The 17,677-nt window shown below is 55.8% G+C and carries 15 protein-coding genes; 2 read left to right on the forward strand and 13 right to left on the reverse strand.

Going from position 1 to position 17,677, the window contains the following annotated elements:
• Positions 1-20: 20 nt before the first annotated feature.
• The 3 genes from ACR0K5_RS16275 to ACR0K5_RS16285 all read right to left on the reverse strand — a co-directional run bounded on the left by ACR0K5_RS16275 (position 21) and on the right by ACR0K5_RS16285 (position 3,256).
• On the reverse strand, positions 21-1,265 hold the full coding sequence (locus tag ACR0K5_RS16275) for a sugar ABC transporter substrate-binding protein (protein ID WP_480630708.1): 1,245 nt from the start codon (positions 1,263-1,265) through the stop codon (positions 21-23).
• 90 nt (positions 1,266-1,355) lie between these two features.
• Entirely contained in the window at positions 1,356-2,333 is a 978-nt protein-coding gene (locus ACR0K5_RS16280; RefSeq protein WP_480630709.1) for a transketolase family protein, read from the reverse strand.
• 2 nt (positions 2,334-2,335) lie between these two features.
• Complete coding sequence (locus tag ACR0K5_RS16285) at positions 2,336-3,256, reverse strand: transketolase (RefSeq protein ID WP_480630710.1); 921 nt, start codon at positions 3,254-3,256, stop codon at positions 2,336-2,338.
• A gap of 171 nt (positions 3,257-3,427) precedes the next feature.
• Between ACR0K5_RS16285 and ACR0K5_RS16290 the strand changes: the two genes are divergently transcribed.
• Complete coding sequence (locus ACR0K5_RS16290; RefSeq protein WP_480630711.1) at positions 3,428-4,921, forward strand: aldehyde dehydrogenase; 1,494 nt, start codon at positions 3,428-3,430, stop codon at positions 4,919-4,921.
• A gap of 76 nt (positions 4,922-4,997) precedes the next feature.
• On the opposite strand, the gene ACR0K5_RS16295 is transcribed toward ACR0K5_RS16290, so the two are convergent.
• From ACR0K5_RS16295 to ACR0K5_RS16320, 6 genes are all read right to left on the reverse strand, one after another.
• Positions 4,998-5,666: a GntR family transcriptional regulator gene (locus ACR0K5_RS16295; protein ID WP_480630712.1), complete on the reverse strand. Its 669-nt coding sequence runs from the start codon at positions 5,664-5,666 to the stop codon at positions 4,998-5,000.
• A gap of 51 nt (positions 5,667-5,717) precedes the next feature.
• Positions 5,718-7,322: a GMC family oxidoreductase gene (locus ACR0K5_RS16300; RefSeq protein ID WP_480630713.1), complete on the reverse strand. Its 1,605-nt coding sequence runs from the start codon at positions 7,320-7,322 to the stop codon at positions 5,718-5,720.
• A gap of 626 nt (positions 7,323-7,948) precedes the next feature.
• On the reverse strand, positions 7,949-8,308 hold the full coding sequence (locus tag ACR0K5_RS16305) for a DUF2478 domain-containing protein (RefSeq protein WP_480630714.1): 360 nt from the start codon (positions 8,306-8,308) through the stop codon (positions 7,949-7,951).
• A 10-nt stretch (positions 8,309-8,318) separates the two neighbouring features.
• Entirely contained in the window at positions 8,319-9,689 is a 1,371-nt protein-coding gene (locus ACR0K5_RS16310; protein WP_480630715.1) for an FAD-dependent oxidoreductase, read from the reverse strand.
• Positions 9,686-9,991: an indolepyruvate ferredoxin oxidoreductase subunit alpha gene (locus tag ACR0K5_RS16315; protein ID WP_480630716.1), complete on the reverse strand. Its 306-nt coding sequence runs from the start codon at positions 9,989-9,991 to the stop codon at positions 9,686-9,688. The genes ACR0K5_RS16310 and ACR0K5_RS16315 overlap by 4 nt, the downstream gene beginning before the upstream one ends.
• Positions 9,988-12,141, reverse strand: a complete 2,154-nt coding sequence (locus ACR0K5_RS16320) for a molybdopterin-containing oxidoreductase family protein (protein ID WP_480630717.1) — start codon at positions 12,139-12,141, stop codon at positions 9,988-9,990. Before ACR0K5_RS16320 ends, ACR0K5_RS16315 begins: the two co-directional genes overlap by 4 nt.
• Positions 12,142-12,585: 444 nt before the next feature.
• On the opposite strand from ACR0K5_RS16320, the gene ACR0K5_RS16325 reads away from it, so the two are divergent.
• The gene (locus ACR0K5_RS16325) at positions 12,586-13,257 is read left to right on the forward strand and encodes a helix-turn-helix domain-containing protein (protein WP_480630718.1); all 672 of its coding nucleotides are present in this window, start codon (positions 12,586-12,588) and stop codon (positions 13,255-13,257) included.
• Between the two features lie 672 nt (positions 13,258-13,929).
• Here the strand turns inward: ACR0K5_RS16325 and ACR0K5_RS16330 are convergent.
• Genes ACR0K5_RS16330 through ACR0K5_RS16345 form a run of 4 tightly spaced genes read right to left on the reverse strand, consistent with a single transcriptional unit; the run spans position 13,930 to position 17,673 of the window.
• A complete protein-coding gene (locus ACR0K5_RS16330; RefSeq protein WP_480630719.1) occupies positions 13,930-14,673 on the reverse strand; it encodes an amino acid ABC transporter ATP-binding protein in 744 nt (247 codons plus the stop codon).
• 14 nt (positions 14,674-14,687) lie between these two features.
• Positions 14,688-15,032 carry a RidA family protein gene (locus ACR0K5_RS16335; protein WP_480630720.1) on the reverse strand — a complete coding sequence of 115 codons (345 nt, stop codon included), beginning with the start codon at positions 15,030-15,032 and terminating at the stop codon, positions 14,688-14,690.
• On the reverse strand, positions 15,029-16,930 hold the full coding sequence (locus tag ACR0K5_RS16340; protein WP_480630721.1) for a propionyl-CoA synthetase: 1,902 nt from the start codon (positions 16,928-16,930) through the stop codon (positions 15,029-15,031). The genes ACR0K5_RS16335 and ACR0K5_RS16340 overlap by 4 nt, the downstream gene beginning before the upstream one ends.
• The gene (locus ACR0K5_RS16345) at positions 16,927-17,673 is read right to left on the reverse strand and encodes an SDR family NAD(P)-dependent oxidoreductase (protein WP_480630722.1); all 747 of its coding nucleotides are present in this window, start codon (positions 17,671-17,673) and stop codon (positions 16,927-16,929) included. Before ACR0K5_RS16345 ends, ACR0K5_RS16340 begins: the two co-directional genes overlap by 4 nt.
• Between the last annotated feature and the right edge of the window lie 4 nt (positions 17,674-17,677).

Genomic DNA, 17,677 nt, shown 5'->3' on the forward strand with positions numbered 1-17,677 from the left:
CCCCGGCCGCCGGAACCGCGTTACTGCGCGGCCGCTTTGATCTGCGGAATGCTCTGGAAGGCAGGTACGTCATACTCAAAGAAGTAATTGTCCGGGTTTTCGGTCCAGATGTCGTCAACCACATCGGCTGTAATGATCTCCGACGGGAAATATGAGCCCAGCGGAAGATTGTTCGCGTCATAGCCATCCCGGAACATCGCTTGGATCAGGTCAATGACCCCCTGCCCGGTTGCACGGCCCGAGTTCTTGCCGGTGATCAGCATCTTGCCGTCCTTGACCATGGTCAGGGCTTCTTTGAAACCATCAGCCGCACTGATCACTTCAATCTGGTCCTGAAGGCCCGCATTCTCCAGCGCGGTCACTGTACCTATCCCCATGAAATCGTTCTCGGCGATGAACAGGTTCATTCGATCACCATGGGCCACCAGCAGGTCTTCGGCTGCGGCAAGGCCGCCCTCTTCGGTCCAGTATCCGACACCCATGCCAACAACTTCGAACTGCCCGTCAGCCCAATTGAAGCTGCCGCTTTTCTTCAGTTCCTGAAAAAGCTCAAACCCCTTAAGCGCGGCATCTTCGCGGCTCATGCCCAGACCAAACTGGTTCGAGCGTTCGAAAACGATACCCGAAATCATCCCGTTGATCCGGCTTTCCGATGTCGAGTTGCCGACCGTGCCCAACGACGAACCCGCGACGATTGCGGTGTCTTTGCCGATATGGTCGGCGGTGTAAATGCCGACCTCGAAACCGTTGCCGTAGGGGTTGGCGAGAACGGTTGTCACCAGTGGCGCGAAATCGTCCATCACGGTGCCAAGACCAACCACAGGAATACCTGCTTCGACCGCACGTTCAGCATCCGCCGCCGACCCGGCCAGATCCGTCGGGTCGATCACGATCACATCCACGCCCTGCGCAATGAAGGCATCTACGTGGGCTGAGGTTTTCAACGGGTCGCCATCGGCAACCTGCACGTCAATCGTATAGCCGCCATATTCATCGGCCCGCTCTTTCGCTCCCTCGACAAGGCCAACAAACCAGGGATTACCCAGGGTAATCTCGGTCCATCCAATGCGGATGTTGTTGGGATCTTTTGGGGTCTTTGGCAACGCTTTGTTTATTGCGCCACGGTCTTCCATATGCGGGTTGATGAGCCCGGAAAGCGAGCTGTCAGGCAGCAAGCCGTAAACCGGATGAACCTCGTCGGCCTGGGCCGACGCGAGCCCGAAACCCATAGCCACTGCCGTGGCGTAAACTGTTGTTGCCTTCATCATGTCGTCTCCTCCCTTATAACGACCAAAGTATATGATATATTATTTTGCGAACTGTATTGGGGCGCTCCCTCCCCATGCGCCGCCCTGTCAGCTCAATTCGGCGCGGATCACTTCTTCCAGTCCGGCTTCATCCAGCTTGTAGTGCCGGTACAAATGGGTCGGCGGCGCAATCAGGGCGTATTCATCTTTGATCCCGTGCCGAACCAGCCGCGCCGGGCACCCCTCTTCGGCCAGCACTTCGGCGACAGCGGCGCCGAGGCCCCCAATCACGTTGTGTTCCTCGGTGGTGATGATGACCTTTGATCTTTCCGCGGCTTCAAGAATGGCGTCCCGGTCAATCGGCTTGACCGTGGGCATATCCAGCACACCCACAGAGCGCCCCTCAGCATTCAGTTTCCTTGCGGCGTCAATGGCCGGGTGCACGGGCAGGCCGCAACCGATCACCGTCACCTCTTCGCCCCTGGCGTGCTCAATGGCCTTGCCGAACACAAAGCTCTGCGCGACATCGTAAACTTCCGGGTCCCGGCCACGCCCGATACGGAAGTAAATCGGCCTGTCGTGATCCGCCGAGGCGCGGATCGCTGCCTCCAGCTGCGGACCATCCGCCGGGGAAACGATTGTCAGGTCGGCGATGGAACGCATTGTGCCGATATCTTCGGTGGCGTGATGCGAGGTGCCGTAAAAGCCAAGGGAAATGCCGGTATGATGCCCGATCAGCCGCACGGGTTGTGCGCAATAAGCCACATCCATGCGGATCTGTTCGCAGGCCAGCAGGCCGATAAAGGATGCAAATGTCGCGACGAACGGCACCACGCCCGTGGTGGCCATACCTGCGGCCGCCGACACCATGTTCTGCTCTGAAATACCAAACTGCACATAGCGTTCGGGGTATTTTTCAGAGAACCGGTTCATACCGTTCGAGTATTGCAGGTCGGCAGACCCGGCCATGACATTGCGCCCGGCCTCAACCAGGCTGATCATGCCATTCGACAAATGGTCCAGCCCCGGGTTCAGTGCGTTGAGCTGCCGATACTGCCACGAGTTTTCAGACAGGGGTTTGTTCATCTTCAGATCACCTTGCTCAGAATTTCCTGACGCGCCCGTTCCGCATCTTCGGGGTCCAGGTATCCCAGATGCCAGCCCGGCTCGGTCTCCATGTAGGAAACCCCCTTTCCTTTGACTGTCTTGGCAATCACACATGCCGGGCACTGACGGGCCGTGTCGGATTTAAGCGTGCGCAGCAGCGTTGTCAGTTGCGTCAGGTCATGGCCATCGACGGTGTGAACGTCCCACCCGAAAGCCCGCCATTTTGCATCCAGCGGCTCGATGCCTAGTGTGTCATCCACCTTTCCGTCGAGCTGATAGCCGTTGCGATCCACAATCGCGATCAGATTGGACAGCTTGTGATGCGCGGCGCCTAGGGCCGCTTCCCAGACCTGGCCTTCCTGCATCTCGCCGTCGCCCAGCATTACAAATGTTGTGAAGTCCTTGTCCTGCGCACGACCACCCAAAGCAATACCCATGCCATTGGACAGTGCGTGGCCGATGGAACCGGAAGAGAAGTCGATGCCCGGAACCTTGCGCATGTCGGGATGGTCGCCCAGCGGGCTGCCCAGCCGCGTGTAGGTGTCCAGAAACTCCTTGTCGAAATACCCCAGATCCGAAAGGATCGGAAACAGGCCAACGGCCGCGTGACCCTTGCCCATCAGGAACCTGTCGCGATCAGCCCAGTCCGGGTCATCCCGGCGGATTTCCATGACATCATAGTAAAGCGATGCGAAAATCTCAGCCGCCGAAAAGACCGACGTGTAATGACCCACACCGGCGATTTCGATCAGGCGCAATGTCTCGAGCCGCACAAACTGTGCTCTGTCGCGCAGCAAGGCGACTTCCGCATTTGTGGGTATCGGACGGTTTTCATGGTCCATCGGCGCAATTTCTCCTGTTACAGGCGTCGATACCGCGCCTGCATTTCCATTAGAATTCATTTTGAGGTATCATATATCATATATCGTATATCGTATATTTTGCAAGATGCTGGATCGCATTGATACACATTTTTGCAAAGTTGAGATTTTGGACACGAAACCCGACCCCACAAAACTCTGTACTTGCTATATAGTATATAATATATCATGTATGATTTTTGGGAGGCACTCATGAACCAAGCTCTAAGTAAGTCTGCGCTGCTTGATATGCGCGAGAAACTGTCGATTAATGGCAAGGCGTTCATCAATGGCAAGTTTGTCGATGCGGTTTCCGGCGAGACATTCGACAATATCTCTCCGCGCGATGGGCAAGTTATAAATCAGGTCGCATCGACCGATGCCGAGGATGTTGATATCGCTGTCGCGGCCGCCCGAAGAGCATTTGAAACTGGAGTCTGGCGCAATCAATCGCCGAAGGACCGCAAGAAAGTCCTGCTCAAATTCGCGGAACTCTACGAAAAAAACATGGACGAACTAGCCCTTTTGGAAACGCTGGACATGGGCAAGCCGATCTCGGACAGCCGCAACATCGACGTGAATGTCGTACTGGATACCCTGCAGTGGTACGCGGAATGCCCCGACAAAATCTACGACGAAGTCGCTCCGACCGGCCCGGAAACCCTTGCGATGATCACACGCGAACCGATCGGGGTTGTCGGTGCGGTAGTGCCTTGGAACTTCCCGATGCTTATGGCGGCCTGGAAGCTGGGCCCGGCGCTGGCAACTGGCAATTCCGTGGTCCTGAAACCCGCCGAGCAGTCGTCACTGACCGCCATTCGCATGGCGGGAATCGCGGCTGAAGCCGGGATTCCCGAAGGTGTTCTGAACGTCTTGCCCGGCTTCGGCCCCACCGCCGGGCAGGCAATTGGTATGCATATGGATGTGGACTGCGTTGTCTTTACTGGGTCCGGTGAAGTGGGCAAGATGTTCCTGCAATATGCGGGCAGGTCAAACATGAAGAATGTCTGGTTGGAGTGCGGCGGCAAAGGCCCAAACATAGTTCTTGCCGATGCTGATGTACAAAAAGCGGCCGAACGTGCCGCAACAGGCATTTGCTTTAACCAGGGTGAAGTCTGCTGCGCGCCTTCCCGCCTGATAGTAGATGAAAAGGTCAAAGACGAAGTGATGGAGACCGTCATCAGTACAGCCAAAACCGTACGCACAGGGGACCCTCTGGATCCAAGCACTCAGATGGGTGCCATTGTCGACAACGACCAACTATCCCGTGTTCAAAGCTACGTCGAGAAAGGTCAGCAAGAAGGTGCCAAGCTGCTATTGGGTGGGGATGCCCCCAATACCAACCTTGATGGGTACTATGTGAATCCGACGATTTTCGACGGTGTCACTAACCAGATGCAAATTGCCCGTGACGAAGTATTTGGGCCGGTTCTTTCCGTTATCACCGTCGGGTCAGACGAGGAAGCCGTTGCTATCGCCAATGACACACAGTACGGCCTTGGCGCCAATGTCTGGACTCGCGACATCTCCCGCGCGCACAAAGTTTCGCGGGCGTTGCGCTCAGGCACCGTGTGGGTAAACAATCACGATCAAAGTGACGTTACTGTTCCATTTGGCGGCTATAAACAATCCGGCAACGGCCGAGACAAATCCCTGCACGCTCTCGACAAATACACCGAGCTCAAGACCACTTGGATCGAACTATAGAATTATTACTCCCCAAGAAACTGGGCGGCTCATGCCGCCCCTTTTTTTGCCAGATCACCGCATTAATCGCGCCCGGTCAATCTGATTTTGCATGTGTGCCTTGAAGCCAGTCGACCATAACAAGCCCCCAGCGGATATCCCCCTGGATCGCCTGCCTGGTTAATTCGGGATCGCCTGCCTCAAGCCCGCGCAGAACGGCATAGTGTTTATGATCTCCACTCGTCAGGTCACGACCCGGCATAGTCATATGGAAAGTTCGCAAAAGCGGCCCCATCATCGTCCACATATTTTCGACGATTGCCATTATCAGCGGCTGTTTCGCCGCCGCAACCAAACCAAAGTGAAATTGCCGGTTCAGAATAGACGCCTTGGCTGAATCCGTCGAGGCAGCCTTTGCAAAACGCGATTGAATCGCCCTAAGATCATTCAACTCCTTCGAAGTTATACGTTCGGCGGCCAATGCGGCAGCCTCACCCTCCAAGTGACCACGGATCAGCTGAATCTCCTTCAACCGCTCTGCGGTCAGGTCCGGCACATGCACGGCAGTGGCGGCCTGCATTTCAAGTGCCTGATCACTGATCAACCGAAAAACAGCTTCGCGGACCGGCGTGATGGAAACACCAAGCTCCTTCGCCAGAGAACCTATCCGCAGCCGATCTCCGGGCTTGTACTGACCATCCATCAGTGATTCCCGTATCGCGACATACACTTGTTCCGACAGGTTTCCTCGATCAATTTTTAGCACAGTCCTACAGACCTCCAAAGTATTCCAGCAAGGCCGCTCCCTTTGCGACTTCTATGAGTTCGAGCGAGGAAGAGGATCCACGCCACGGATCATGTCGCTCGCCTTTTCGCCGATCATTACCGCAGCCGCGTTGGTGTTGCCAGAAATCAAGTTCGGCATGACCGAGTTATCGACAATGCGCAAGTTGCGAATTCCATGAACCCGCAGTTCGGGGTCAACAACCGACATTTCATCGCGTCCCATCTTACAGGTCCCCACAGGATGGTAGACTGTTTTTGCGCGCGCGCGGATAAAGGTGTCAAGCTGCTCATCTGTTTTTGTCGCAGCACCCGGAAAGGCTTCGTCTGTTTCAACGAACTTTGAAAATGCCGGTTGCGCCAGTACATCGCGGGCAAATTGCAGCCCTTTTCTGGAAAGCCGCACATCTTCAGGATCTGACAGATAACGGGGATCAACAACCGGTGCTTCGCTCGGGTTTGCCGATCTGAGACGAAGCTCTCCCCGGCTTTGAGGGCGAAGGACACAGGGATTGATCGTGGCACCGGCTTTCTTGATCTGCTCCTGGTCCAAGTCGAAAAACACGATCGGCACAAAGTGCAGCTGAATATTCGGTTCGGCCTCGAAATCGTCTACGTTCACGAATGCGCAGGCTTCAGTCACATTTGACATCACCGGCCCGGATTTAAACAACAGCCACTGCAAGCCATTTTTGACAGTGTTCAACACACTGTCTTCTCCAAAGTAACCGTGCCGTCCCGTGCAGTAACGTATCGCAGGGAACTCGGCATGATCCTGTAGGTTCTGACCGACCCCTTCTGACTTATGACGCAATGCGATGCCATGCTTTTCTAATTCGGCCTCGGGGCCAATACCCGATAGCATGAGGATCTTCGGAGATTGCAGCGCACCGGCGGACAATATGACCTCTTGATCGCAGCGCACCTGTTCGGTCTTTCCATTCTGCGTATACTCTGCACCCACAGCCTTATCGCCGTCAAAGAGAAGCCTCAAAACCGTGCATCCGGTTTTGACGGCGATGTTTCCGCTTGCAAGCGCAGGGTGCAGGTATCCAACGGCGGCACTGCATCTTTTGCCATTCCGTGTGGTCGTCTGATTGAACCCGACACCACGTTGACGGGCACCGTTGAAGTCAGGCGTAAAGGGCAGACCAGCCTCTTGTCCTGCACGTACAAAGGCACGCGTCAGGTCGGTTATTTGCCGCAAATCCGAAACACCAAGCGGGCCGCCCGTCCCATGGAACTCATCTGAAAACCGGTCATTGTCTTCTGCCCGGATGAAGTAAGGCAGTACGTCGGCGTATGACCATCCCTCAGCGCCGGCGGCTTGCCAGTCGTCATAGTCGCGCCGTTGGCCCCGGACGTAGATCGTTGCGTTGACAGAGCCGCCGCCGCCAAGGACATTCGCCTGCGGTAAGATTCGCTCTCGCCCGTCCAGCCCTTCCTGTTGTTCCGTCTTGTAGTGCCGCAACAACTTGCTTCCCAGTAGCCGGGTAAATCCAGCCGGAATATGGATTAACGGGTTCCAGTCTCTCGGCCCGGTTTCAAGCAACAGCACCTTGCCCGCGCCTTCCGCCGCCAATCTGCCCGCCACAGTGCACCCCGCGGACCCGCCGCCTACAACGATGTAGTCAAACACGATTTTCCCCTCTCATCATATATCATATATCAATACTGCCAACCGACCCGCGGATCAATAGCGATGCGAACCAAATTGAACTGCGGTGTTCAAAACCGATGCCGCGAGTCGCTACTTAGGGAGAAGGCATTAGATCCAAGATCATGATCTTGGATGGCTCAGTGGTCGTGTATGGTTTGTTTGCCCGTGGTTCCGGAAACTAGAAGTCCCGACGCCGAGACTACGAAGACTAATTCAACCGATCGCACACTCGTCCCTAAATCTCGGATGAAAAAAGATGGAAGCGAAACAGAATAGTATCAGGACAGGCCATGCGATTCATAGGGTCATCAAATCGACTCGAGGTTGGAGTTCATTGTAGTCTTGTTGCCCTACTGGGCCGTTGGGCAAACGGTGTTCAAGATCAGCTCCTTCCGGACCGCGATGGGCGTCCGGCGCGGGCTGCCACTAAGTAAGGCACTGGCCAATAGTACCCTGATTTCATAGATAGGAGGAACAACGCTTTGCCGTTTATTTGCGTCACGCCGCTGAGCATAATCTTTCCGGTGCGGACCACCTCGAACTGCGCAACCTGAGCTATAGCACCCGAAACAACCGGCGCCCGCAGAGATTTCATTTTAATTTACTCAACCGGACAAGTACGCACTCCATGCAGACATTCGATCACAAAGTGCTGATTGTAGACACTTTTTAGAGCACGAAAGAGGTGGCTCAAATTGTTCTGCGGAACGGTCTGCAAACGTTAAAAACGCGTCTACGTTCATTGCGATCAAGCCCACCTTCATCGATGGATCCAGCTCTACTGCGTCTGCAAGTGCCGTTGGGAAGCCTCGACCCTCAGCCCCATGTTTCTCGAATTTGTTGACCAATATGAAATCTCCATCCGGTAGCAGATGAGGCGTCGTTGCCACTAGCGATCCTACGAGTTTCAGACCATTACAGAAGCAGGTCTGTGTTACTCTTCTTAGGCGCGATGGTGCCCGCAATCTTAACGGGCTACTTCACCCGGCTGGTTTGCAACATTTCGGATGTTAAAGTCAGCTTCACCCGGGGGCGGCCTGCCTTTTGGCCCAACTGCTTCTCATGGTTGTCAATGGTCTGCCAATCGCCATAAGTAACCCGGCGATTTTGCAACTGGTCCAACAGTTGGCAAATTTCCTTCTTGGGAGCCGTGACGAGGTCTGGCTTGTCCGCAAGAAGGCTTTCGACCGTTTCCACACTGTCGCCCCGATTGGCTCCTATAGTGCCCTGAGGGCCGCGCTTTGCCCAACCTGTCACATACAGCCCAGGCGCCACCTTTTTGTCTTGTTGCAAAACTCGGCCATCTTTGTGGGCCGCGTGGCGCTGGCTTTGGACCAATGCCAGAGGATCAAACGTCATGGGTTTGTAGCCGACGCTGGTTACAAAAAGCCCGCATTTGATGTCTTCGGTAAAATCGGTTGGACATGCGCGCTGTGCAAAAGCATCGCCACTCAGGACATTGCGGCGCAAACGCAGAGACTGAACCGACTTGTCCCCATCAAGGCTTTCAGGGGACTGGAAGAACCGGAAGTGGCAGGTGCGCGGCTGGTCCGGCTTGCGATCGATAAAGCCCGAAAGAAGCTCGTGGGTCAGCCGCAAGTCAGTAGCGCTTGGGACCTCAAGCTCTGCCAGACATGCGAGGCCCAAGTCCATGTCATCCCCGCTGACGGTCGAGGAAAAGCCCTCGTTCTCGCCAAATTCGCGTAGTTCCTTGGACACAAACTGAACTTGAGCGGGACCCCGCCGCCCGATCACATAGACATCACGGATCATGCTTTCGGCGAGCACTTCCAAAGCGTGGTCAGCGATATCCGTTTTCCGCAACGCATCAACGGGCTTGGCTAGAATGCGCGCAACATCCAGCGCAACATTCCCGTTTCCGACAACAGCAGCTGTTTCCGTTTTCAGGTCAACCAGAAGTCCGCGATAATCGGGGTGGCCATTGTACCAGGCCACAAATTCATGCGCGGTAAAACTGCCTGCAAGGTCTTCGCCTGGAATGCCTAAAGACATCCCGGCCTCTGGTCCGTGGGCAAAGACAACGGCGTGGTAATGCTGTTGCAATGTCTCGATGCTGACATCGCGGCCTATGGCCGTGTTGCCGCAGAAATGGAACCCGTCCATCGCGGCGATCCGGTCAAACACCGCCGTCACCGCCTTAAGATTTGGATGATCGGGCGCGACGCCATACCTAACAAGGCCGTAGGGCACGGGTAGTTTTTCGAAGATGTAAACGGATGTGTCATCCGAGGCTCTCAGCAGGGCTTCGGCTGCGTAAAATCCACTTGGCCCCGCACCAACGATGGCGACGGCGAAGGGCCGATTGTTCGAAGCATGCGAGCTCAAAGTCCTAGCGCTGCCTGTTTTTCCAACGCTCCCGGCAAAGGTTCCATCTTTGCGTTGACGATTGGCAAATTCGCAGATCGATCTTTGTTGACCATGATCCAACGCCTGTACTCGTCAGGCATGCTGACCGTGTCGTAAATTGCATTGACCGGGCAGACAGGGATGCATCCGCCACAATCAATGCACAGGTCTGGGTTGATATAAAGCATCTCATCACCGAGGTGGAAACACTCGACCGGGCAGACAGAGACACATTCCATAAACCGGCACTTTTGACAATTATCGGTAACGATATGGGTCATTCGGCAGCTATTTCCTTTCGCATTGTGTTAGCTTTGGTGATTTCGACCAACGTGTCCGAGAATGTGGGTGCACCGCCAAGGTCGGCCAGCGCGGAGGGCAGGATCGCCTGAACCGTGGCGTCCGCCTCGGACCCATGGCGCCAATGACCAACGGGTGAGAAGACTACGCCTTCTTTCACGTCGTCGGTCACCTTGGCCTCGGCCACGTAGCTACCGCGCGAGTTTTTGATCGTCACAAGATCACCATCGGCAATATCACGCGCCGCAGCGTCAGAAGGGTGCATGATGACGGACTGTTTTCCGTTATGATCCTGCTGATGCTTTAGATTGCCGAAGGTCGAGCTGAGGTAAGCGTGGCTTTTGGGTGAAACCATCGACAACGGATAGCTGGCTCCCAGTGTTGGATTTGTTGCCATGGATTCGTTCGGCGGGATGTAGACGGGCATCGGTGTGATCGGGTCACCCATCTGTTGTTCGGTATAGCCTTGGCGGAACAGCGGGATAACAAAGTTACCACCTGCCGCTGCCGATGAGACAAACTCGCACTTACCGGATGCAGTGTGGAAGTTGCCTTCGGCGTGCGGGGCATATTCCTCAGTCTTGGGTAGATTCAAGCGAACATAACCCCGTTCCTTAATCATCTCGTAGGTGTAGCCTTCAAGAACAGGTGAATCCCAGTCAATGGTGTTCTTCATCAGTTCTTCGTCGGTCATCTTGAAATGTGAGTCTTCAAAGCCCATCCGCGCGGCAAGACGGCGGAACAGTTCGGTATTGGGGATGGACTCGCCCAGCGGCTCAATCGCCTTGTTGTTGAAGCTGAGATAAAAATGCCCCCACGAGAACATGATCTCCTCTTGCTCCATCTGCGTGGTCGCAGGCAACACGATATCGGCATGACGTGCGGTATCAGTGATGAAATGTTCGCTAACAACGGTGAACAGATCCTCGCGCATGAGGCCCTGGATGACCTTCTCTTGCTCGGCAGTCGTCACGGCCGGGTTGGCATTGTAGACCATGATCGACTCGATCGGCGGCCCTTCGAGGTTTTCTCCGTTGAGGATTTCGCCCAGCTTCCACAGGTTTAGAACGCGAGGATTTTCGGGTAGTAAATCAGCACGGCTCATCGCGTCCCAACGCATCGGAAAGACCCAGATGGGCAGCTGCAGAATACCACCGCCGGGATGCCGCCACGCGCCGGTCAGGGCCGGAATACAGGCCAGAGCCCGCACAGTTTGCCCGCCGCCCGCGTGGCGTTCAATCGCAACGCCGACCCTAATGACGGCCGGTGCGGCCCGCGCGTATTCCCGCGCAAGGGTGCGCACGTCATCTGCAGTCAGCCCGGTCAGTCCGGCTACAGTTTCGGGGTCATATTGCTGGACATGCTCTGTCAGTTCTTCGATGCCCGAAGTGTATTTATTTACGAAACTCTCATCCGTCAGCCCCTCGTTGATGATGACATTCATCATGCCAAGCGCCAGCGCGCCGTCTGTGCCAGGCTGAATTTGGATATGCCAGTCCGCCTGTTTAGCCGTTGTTGTCCGGTAAGGGTCAACAACAACTATCTTAGCGCCGTTCTTCTTTGCCTCCATGATGAAAGGCCACAGATGCGAGTTGGTCGACAACGGGTTAGTCGCCCAGAGAACAATGTATTTCGAAAGCGCCAGTGCCTCGGGGTCGACACCTGCGGTATCGCCGATGGTGATGGCGTAGGCGGTGCAAGAGCCACTGTCGCAGAAGGTGCGTTCAGACACGGACGCGCCCATCTTGTTGAAGAACGCATCGCCTACGTTCAGACCTTGTGAATTGCCCTGCGTTCCGAGGTATGAATACGGCATGATGGCCGATGCACCGTGTTCTTCGATGATCGCCTTCCACTTTGTCTCGATCTCTTCAAGCGCTTCGTCCCAGGTTATCCGCTCGAACTGGGCTGATCCTTTTGGGCCAACACGGCGCAGAGGATGCAGTACGCGGTCGGGGCTGTAAATTTTGTCCTGGTAATTGTTCACTTTCACGCAAAGCCGACCGCGTGTGAATGGATGATCCGGGTTGCCGCGCACGCTGGTAACCTTGTCGTCTTCGACATTTACGAGTATTGAACACGTGTCGGGGCAGTCCTGCGGGCATGCGCCCAGAACGGTCTTGCTGGCCATCTTAGCCTCCACTAGCTTTTAGTTTTTTGCTTAACGAAAAGCCTAAACCGCCACGCCGGGCTTAGTATTGCGCAGCCTTGCTATGGTTTTGTCAGTTCTTGCTATTTGCGTTGCAAAGCTGCGGAAATTTTGTGCGCCTACATGACTCAAGACCCGGCAAGCTATACGAAATGAGAGGATTTCTGTAAGCTCTGTACAGCAAAGACGTGTAAAGCTGATTCCAAGATGAGCCTCAAAGGGCACGGACAAGACAAGTACGTCAATAGCCGACGCATTGCGACCAGTAGCGGCCTCGGCTGGTCGTTCGTGTGTGCTGAATCCTGGGTACACAACCCCGGGATCTTGAACCCGCTCCGTCCTGATGTCACAGAAATTGCAATACAATTGAGCGGAAACTCTCGAGTCAAACGACGCGGAGACGGGCTGATTCAGGACACCTGTTCCATGCCCGGCACCATCTGGCTGTGCCCAGCGGGGATCTATGAGCGGTCAGTCAGAATCTACTCGCAGATCGCAAACTGCCTGCACGTCTACATCCCGCATAGGATAATAGCTAAAGGTGCTCTGCAAGAGTTCGGTGTGGATCCCGACAAGGCAGAATTGCGGTACGAAGGCGGGTTTCGCGATCCTTTTATCGAACAGATCGCACTGAGCATCCGGGACGAGATGGAAGAGCCCAGCGACTTGAGCCCACTGCTCGTCGAAACGATGCGGGTCGCTTTGGGTGCGCATCTGGTCAAGAACTATTCTAACCTCGCACCAAAACGGGTCGTCGGCCCGACCGCCAAGGGTGGGATCGATGCCAAGCGCATGCACCGAATTGTCGAGTTCATTGATACCAATCTGCATCGCAGTATTACCCTGACCGAATTGTCGACTGAAGCCTGTTACAGCCCGCATCACTTCGCACGTTTGTTCAAGGAGACCACGGGCGAAAGCCCCGCGCGGTTCATCAAGATGCGCAGGATCGAAATGGCCAAACAATTGCTTCAAGACAGTGATCGGACACTCAGCGAAATTGCTACGCGTGTCGGCTTTTCCAGCCAGTCACATTTCAACAGAGTATTCACAGCCGAAAATGATTTGGCCCCTGGCGCTTATCGCAACACGTTCTAGCCGCTGGCCGAACAAGAGTTGACCAGATTGCGCAGCCCGTTCTCACGCACTTTATCTAGCTAGCTATTAGACAATAGTTGTACGCCGAGCCATTGAACCAAATAGAATTGGAAGCTTTTCAGGCATCTACGTCGAGAAAGAATTATTTGGGCGATGCATTTCTTGCCCGACAAGCACTTCAGCCTGCCGCAGCTTCGCGATTGTTTCCTCAGGCTCTTGCCGTTTGTTTCTCATCGTGAATCCTCCGTTTTCCCAAAAATAACGGCAGACGACGCCGGTGGGGGAATCAGACAAAAATGGTGAACTCGCTTTTTTAATCGCGGGACATTAGAGCTTACCGAAAGACTAAAGTTCCAGAAGATTGATTTCTGTTTTTACCGAACTTCCATTCTCACTTCAGCTCGCCTCACATCACGAGACGTCAGGTGCGAGATCTAGTTACGACACTTAATTTGTATAAAGAAAGGCCCCGAAGCCGTCTCTTTCGAGGACCTCGTAAGATTGCCTGAGTTGTTTTCGGATGAAGGCTAATATCCTCATTCGGCCAATCACTCCTAAAAAGATGCCGTAGGTTACTTGGGAAGTTCGCTGGGGAGATGATCTAGAGATTTGCTCATGCAAGCCGCATTGGATAGATGCTTCTGCGATCCGGAAAGCAGTTTGCGTGCTTTTTCAGTGAACCAGCACCTGCTCCAGGAAGTTCTTGGTCCGCTCGCTTTTTGGATTAGTAAAGAAGCTTTCGGGATCGTCCTCTTCAATGATCTCACCGGCGTCCATGAAGATGACCCGGTCGGCCACCTTGCGGGCAAACCCCATCTCGTGGGTGACGCAGATCATCGTCATGCCTTCTTCAGCCAGACGTACCATAACGTCCAGAACCTCACCGATCATCTCGGGGTCCAGCGCCGAGGTCGGCTCGTCAAACAGCAGAATATCGGGTTTCATGCACAGCGCCCTGGCGATGGCGACACGCTGTTGCTGACCTCCTGACAACTGACCGGGATATTTTGGGGCCTGATTTGCGATCTGGACCTTTTCCAAAAACATCATCGCGGTCTCTTCCGCCTCGGTCTGGGAGATTTTGCGGGCCAACATCGGGGCCAGTGTGCAGTTCTCCAGGATCGTCATGTGCGGGAACAGGTTAAAGTGCTGAAACACCATACCCACATCCTGCCGCAGCTTGTCGATATTGGGATCTTCGGCGCTAATCGCATGGCCGTTGATCTCAATCAGGCCGGACTGATGCTCTTCAAGCTGGTTGATCGTTCGGATCATGGTCGACTTGCCCGACCCCGACGGCCCGCAGACGACGATTTTCTCGCCCCTGGTCACGGTCAGATTGATGTTCTTTAGGGCGTGGAAAGACCCGTAGTACTTTTCCACCTTGCTTAGTCTGACGGCTGGCGTTTCCGACATGGGCGTTCTCCCCTTCAGGTTTTTATTGCGGCTGTGATGATGATCTCGACTTTCAATATGCCCCTTGCCAAGCGGGCTTCGCCACAGGCGCGGGCGGGCGCGTGGCCCTCGGGTACCCAGGCATCCCAGACAGCATTCATTTCGGCAAAATCCGTCATATCGCGCAGCCAGACAATGGCCTGCAAGATATGTTCGCGGTCCGAGCCCGCCTCGGCCAGCAGGGCATCTATGCGCGACAGGCAGTCCTGCGTTTGTTCGGTGACGCAGTCACCCGCGCCGACCTGACCGCACAGATAGGCCACGCCATTGTGCTTGACGATCTTCGACATCCGCGCACCGGTTTGGAGACGTTCAATCATTTCAGCAGCCCCCGGCCTTTCAGCGCCTCGGAAATCTCATCCAGAATGATCGGGTCATCTATGGCTGCCGGCATCTTGAACTCAACACTGTCGGCAATCTTCTGCATTGTCCCGCGCAAAACCTTGCCCGAGCGTGTTTTGGGCAACCGTTTGACCGGAATGGCTGTTTTAAAGGCAGCGACGGCCCCGATCTGTTCCCGCATTAGCGCGACCAGTTCTTTTTCCAGCTCATCCGAATCCCGATCAGCGCCGTCATTGGTCACATAGAACCCCAGCGGCATCTGACCTTTCACCGCATCCGCCGCGCCGACCACGGCGCATTCTGCGATATCCGGATGCGCCCCGATCACTTCTTCCATCGCGCCCGTCGACAGGCGGTGCCCGGCCACGTTGATGATGTCATCCGTGCGGGCCATGATGAAGACATAACCGTCCTCATCAATGATCCCGGCATCCGAGGTGGCGTAGTAGCCGGGGAATTCATTCATGTACGAGGTCAGGAACCGCTCCGGCGCATTCCAGAGCGTCGGGAAACCCGAGGGTGGCAGCGGAAGCTTGCAAACGATGTTGCCCAGCGTGCCGGGCTCAACCTCATGCCCTTCGTCGTCCAACACGCGGATGTCGTATCCCGGCATCGGCTTGCCCGGCGAGCCGTATTTGACCGGGAACTGTCCCAGCCCGACCGGGTTGCCGGACATGGCCCATCCGGTTTCGGTCTGCCACCAGTGGTCGATCACCGGGCGCTGCAGGTTCTCTTCCGCCCATTGGATCGTTGCCGGGTCCGAACGTTCGCCGGCCAGAAACAACGTGCGGAATTTCGACAGGTCATACTGTTCGATCAACTGGCCTTTGGGGTCTTCTTTCTTGATCGCGCGGAATGCGGTGGGCGCGGTGAACAGTGCCGCGACCTCATGATCCTGAATGACCCGCCAGAAAGCACCTGCGTCCGGCGTGCCCACGGGCTTGCCCTCGTACACCACGGTGGCACAGCCATGCAGCAGCGGCCCATAGCAGATGTAGGAATGTCCAACGACCCAGCCCACATCGGATGCGGCCCAGAACACCTCACCGGGATTGATCCCATAGTGGTGTTCCATCGTCCATTTCAGCGCCACCATGTGCCCGCCATTGTCGCGCACAACGCCTTTCGGCTGGCCGGTGGTGCCAGAGGTGTAGAGGATATAGAGCGGATCGGTCGCCGCAACCGGCACGCAGTCTGTCGTCTCTCCTGCTGCCTTTGCCGCGCCGATCAGTTCGGCATAGTCCAGATCGCGGCCCGGGATCAGTTCGGCCAGTTCCATGTCGCGCTGCAGGATCAGGCAATGCTCGGGCTTGGACGTGGCTTCCTCGATGGCCGCGTCCAGCAGGGGTTTGTAATGTACGATCCGTGCCGGTTCGATCCCGCAGGAGGCCGAGATGATCATCCGAGGTTCGGCATCATTGATCCGCGTTGCCAGTTCATGTGGCGCAAAACCACCAAACACAACCGAATGGATCGCCCCCAGACGAGCGCAGGCCAACATCGCGAACACCGCCTGCGGCACCATTGGCATGTAGATGACAACGCGGTCGCCCTTGCCAACGCCATGCGCGTGCATGACGGATGCAAGCGCGCCGACTTCGGCCTGTAACTCGGCAAAGCTGAAGGTCTGGGCCGTTTCGGTGACAGGGCTGTCATAGATCAACGCGGTGCGGTCGCCATGCCCGGCTTCAACATGGCGGTCGACGCAGTTCCAGCAGGTGTTGCATGTCGCGCCCGCGAACCAGCGGCCATAAACGCCCATGTCAGGGTCGAACACCTTATCGGCTGGTTTGAACCAGTCTATCTGTTCAGCGGCTTTGCCCCAGAACGCCTCGGGCTCCGCTTGCCAGCTTTCATATGCCTCCGCGTAGTTCATGACATCACGTAGTTCAGGCCAAGGCGGCCGCCATCGACATAGATCGTTTCACCGGTGACATAACTTGCCTTTTTCGAGCACAGGAACGCCACCACGTCTCCGATTTCTCGCGCGGTGCCTGCGCGGCCCATCGGAGTGCGTGACATCGCCATCTTATAGGCTTCGGGGTTGGCATTCACACCAGCCATCATCTCGGTATCAATCGAGCCCGGGCCGACCGCGTTCACACGGATGTTTTTCGGAGCCAGCGCCAGTGCGGCAACCTTGGTCAGTTGCATGACCGCACCTTTCGAGGCGCAATAAGCCGGGATCGCCGGGATCGCGACCTGCGCGTTAACCGAAGACATGTTTACGATCGCGCCTTCGATGCCGTTGTCCACCATGCTGGCCGCCACCCGCTGCATTGCCACAAAGACACCACGCAGATTGATGTCCATCACACGGTCAAAGGCGGCGAGATCATAGTCCAGAAAGTTTCCCGGCATCGCGATACCGGCGTTGTTCACCAGCGCCGAGACCGGGCCGTGCTCACCCTCAATCGTGTCGAACATCGCGCTGATCGCGTCCACGTCGCCCATGTCGCAAACCATCCCAATTCCGCCCACGGTCGCGGCAGCCTCGTGCACGCTGTCCTGAATATCGACCAGAATGACCTTGTAGCCATCCTCACTCAGCGCCTCGGCGCAGGCCAGCCCAATGCCTTGCGCTGCGCCGGTTACAACTGCAATAGGAGTGTCAGCCATCTGC

Source organism: Ruegeria sp. AB9 (assembly GCF_056542585.1).

Excerpts from the sequence above, each read along its gene's own strand:
- ACR0K5_RS16275 (WP_480630708.1), bottom strand. The coding sequence starts at position 1,265 with ATGAAGGCAACAACAGTTTACGCCACGGCAGTGGCTATGGGTTTCGGG.
- ACR0K5_RS16280 (WP_480630709.1), bottom strand. The coding sequence starts at position 2,333 with ATGAACAAACCCCTGTCTGAAAACTCGTGGCAGTATCGGCAGCTCAAC.
- ACR0K5_RS16285 (WP_480630710.1), bottom strand. The coding sequence starts at position 3,256 with ATGAATTCTAATGGAAATGCAGGCGCGGTATCGACGCCTGTAACAGGA.
- ACR0K5_RS16290 (WP_480630711.1), top strand. The coding sequence starts at position 3,428 with ATGAACCAAGCTCTAAGTAAGTCTGCGCTGCTTGATATGCGCGAGAAA.
- ACR0K5_RS16315 (WP_480630716.1), bottom strand. The coding sequence starts at position 9,991 with ATGACCCATATCGTTACCGATAATTGTCAAAAGTGCCGGTTTATGGAA.
- ACR0K5_RS16320 (WP_480630717.1), bottom strand. The coding sequence starts at position 12,141 with ATGGCCAGCAAGACCGTTCTGGGCGCATGCCCGCAGGACTGCCCCGAC.
- ACR0K5_RS16325 (WP_480630718.1), top strand. The coding sequence starts at position 12,586 with ATGCCCGGCACCATCTGGCTGTGCCCAGCGGGGATCTATGAGCGGTCA.
- ACR0K5_RS16330 (WP_480630719.1), bottom strand. The coding sequence starts at position 14,673 with ATGTCGGAAACGCCAGCCGTCAGACTAAGCAAGGTGGAAAAGTACTAC.
- ACR0K5_RS16335 (WP_480630720.1), bottom strand. The coding sequence starts at position 15,032 with ATGATTGAACGTCTCCAAACCGGTGCGCGGATGTCGAAGATCGTCAAG.
- ACR0K5_RS16340 (WP_480630721.1), bottom strand. The coding sequence starts at position 16,930 with ATGAACTACGCGGAGGCATATGAAAGCTGGCAAGCGGAGCCCGAGGCG.
- ACR0K5_RS16345 (WP_480630722.1), bottom strand. The coding sequence starts at position 17,673 with ATGGCTGACACTCCTATTGCAGTTGTAACCGGCGCAGCGCAAGGCATT.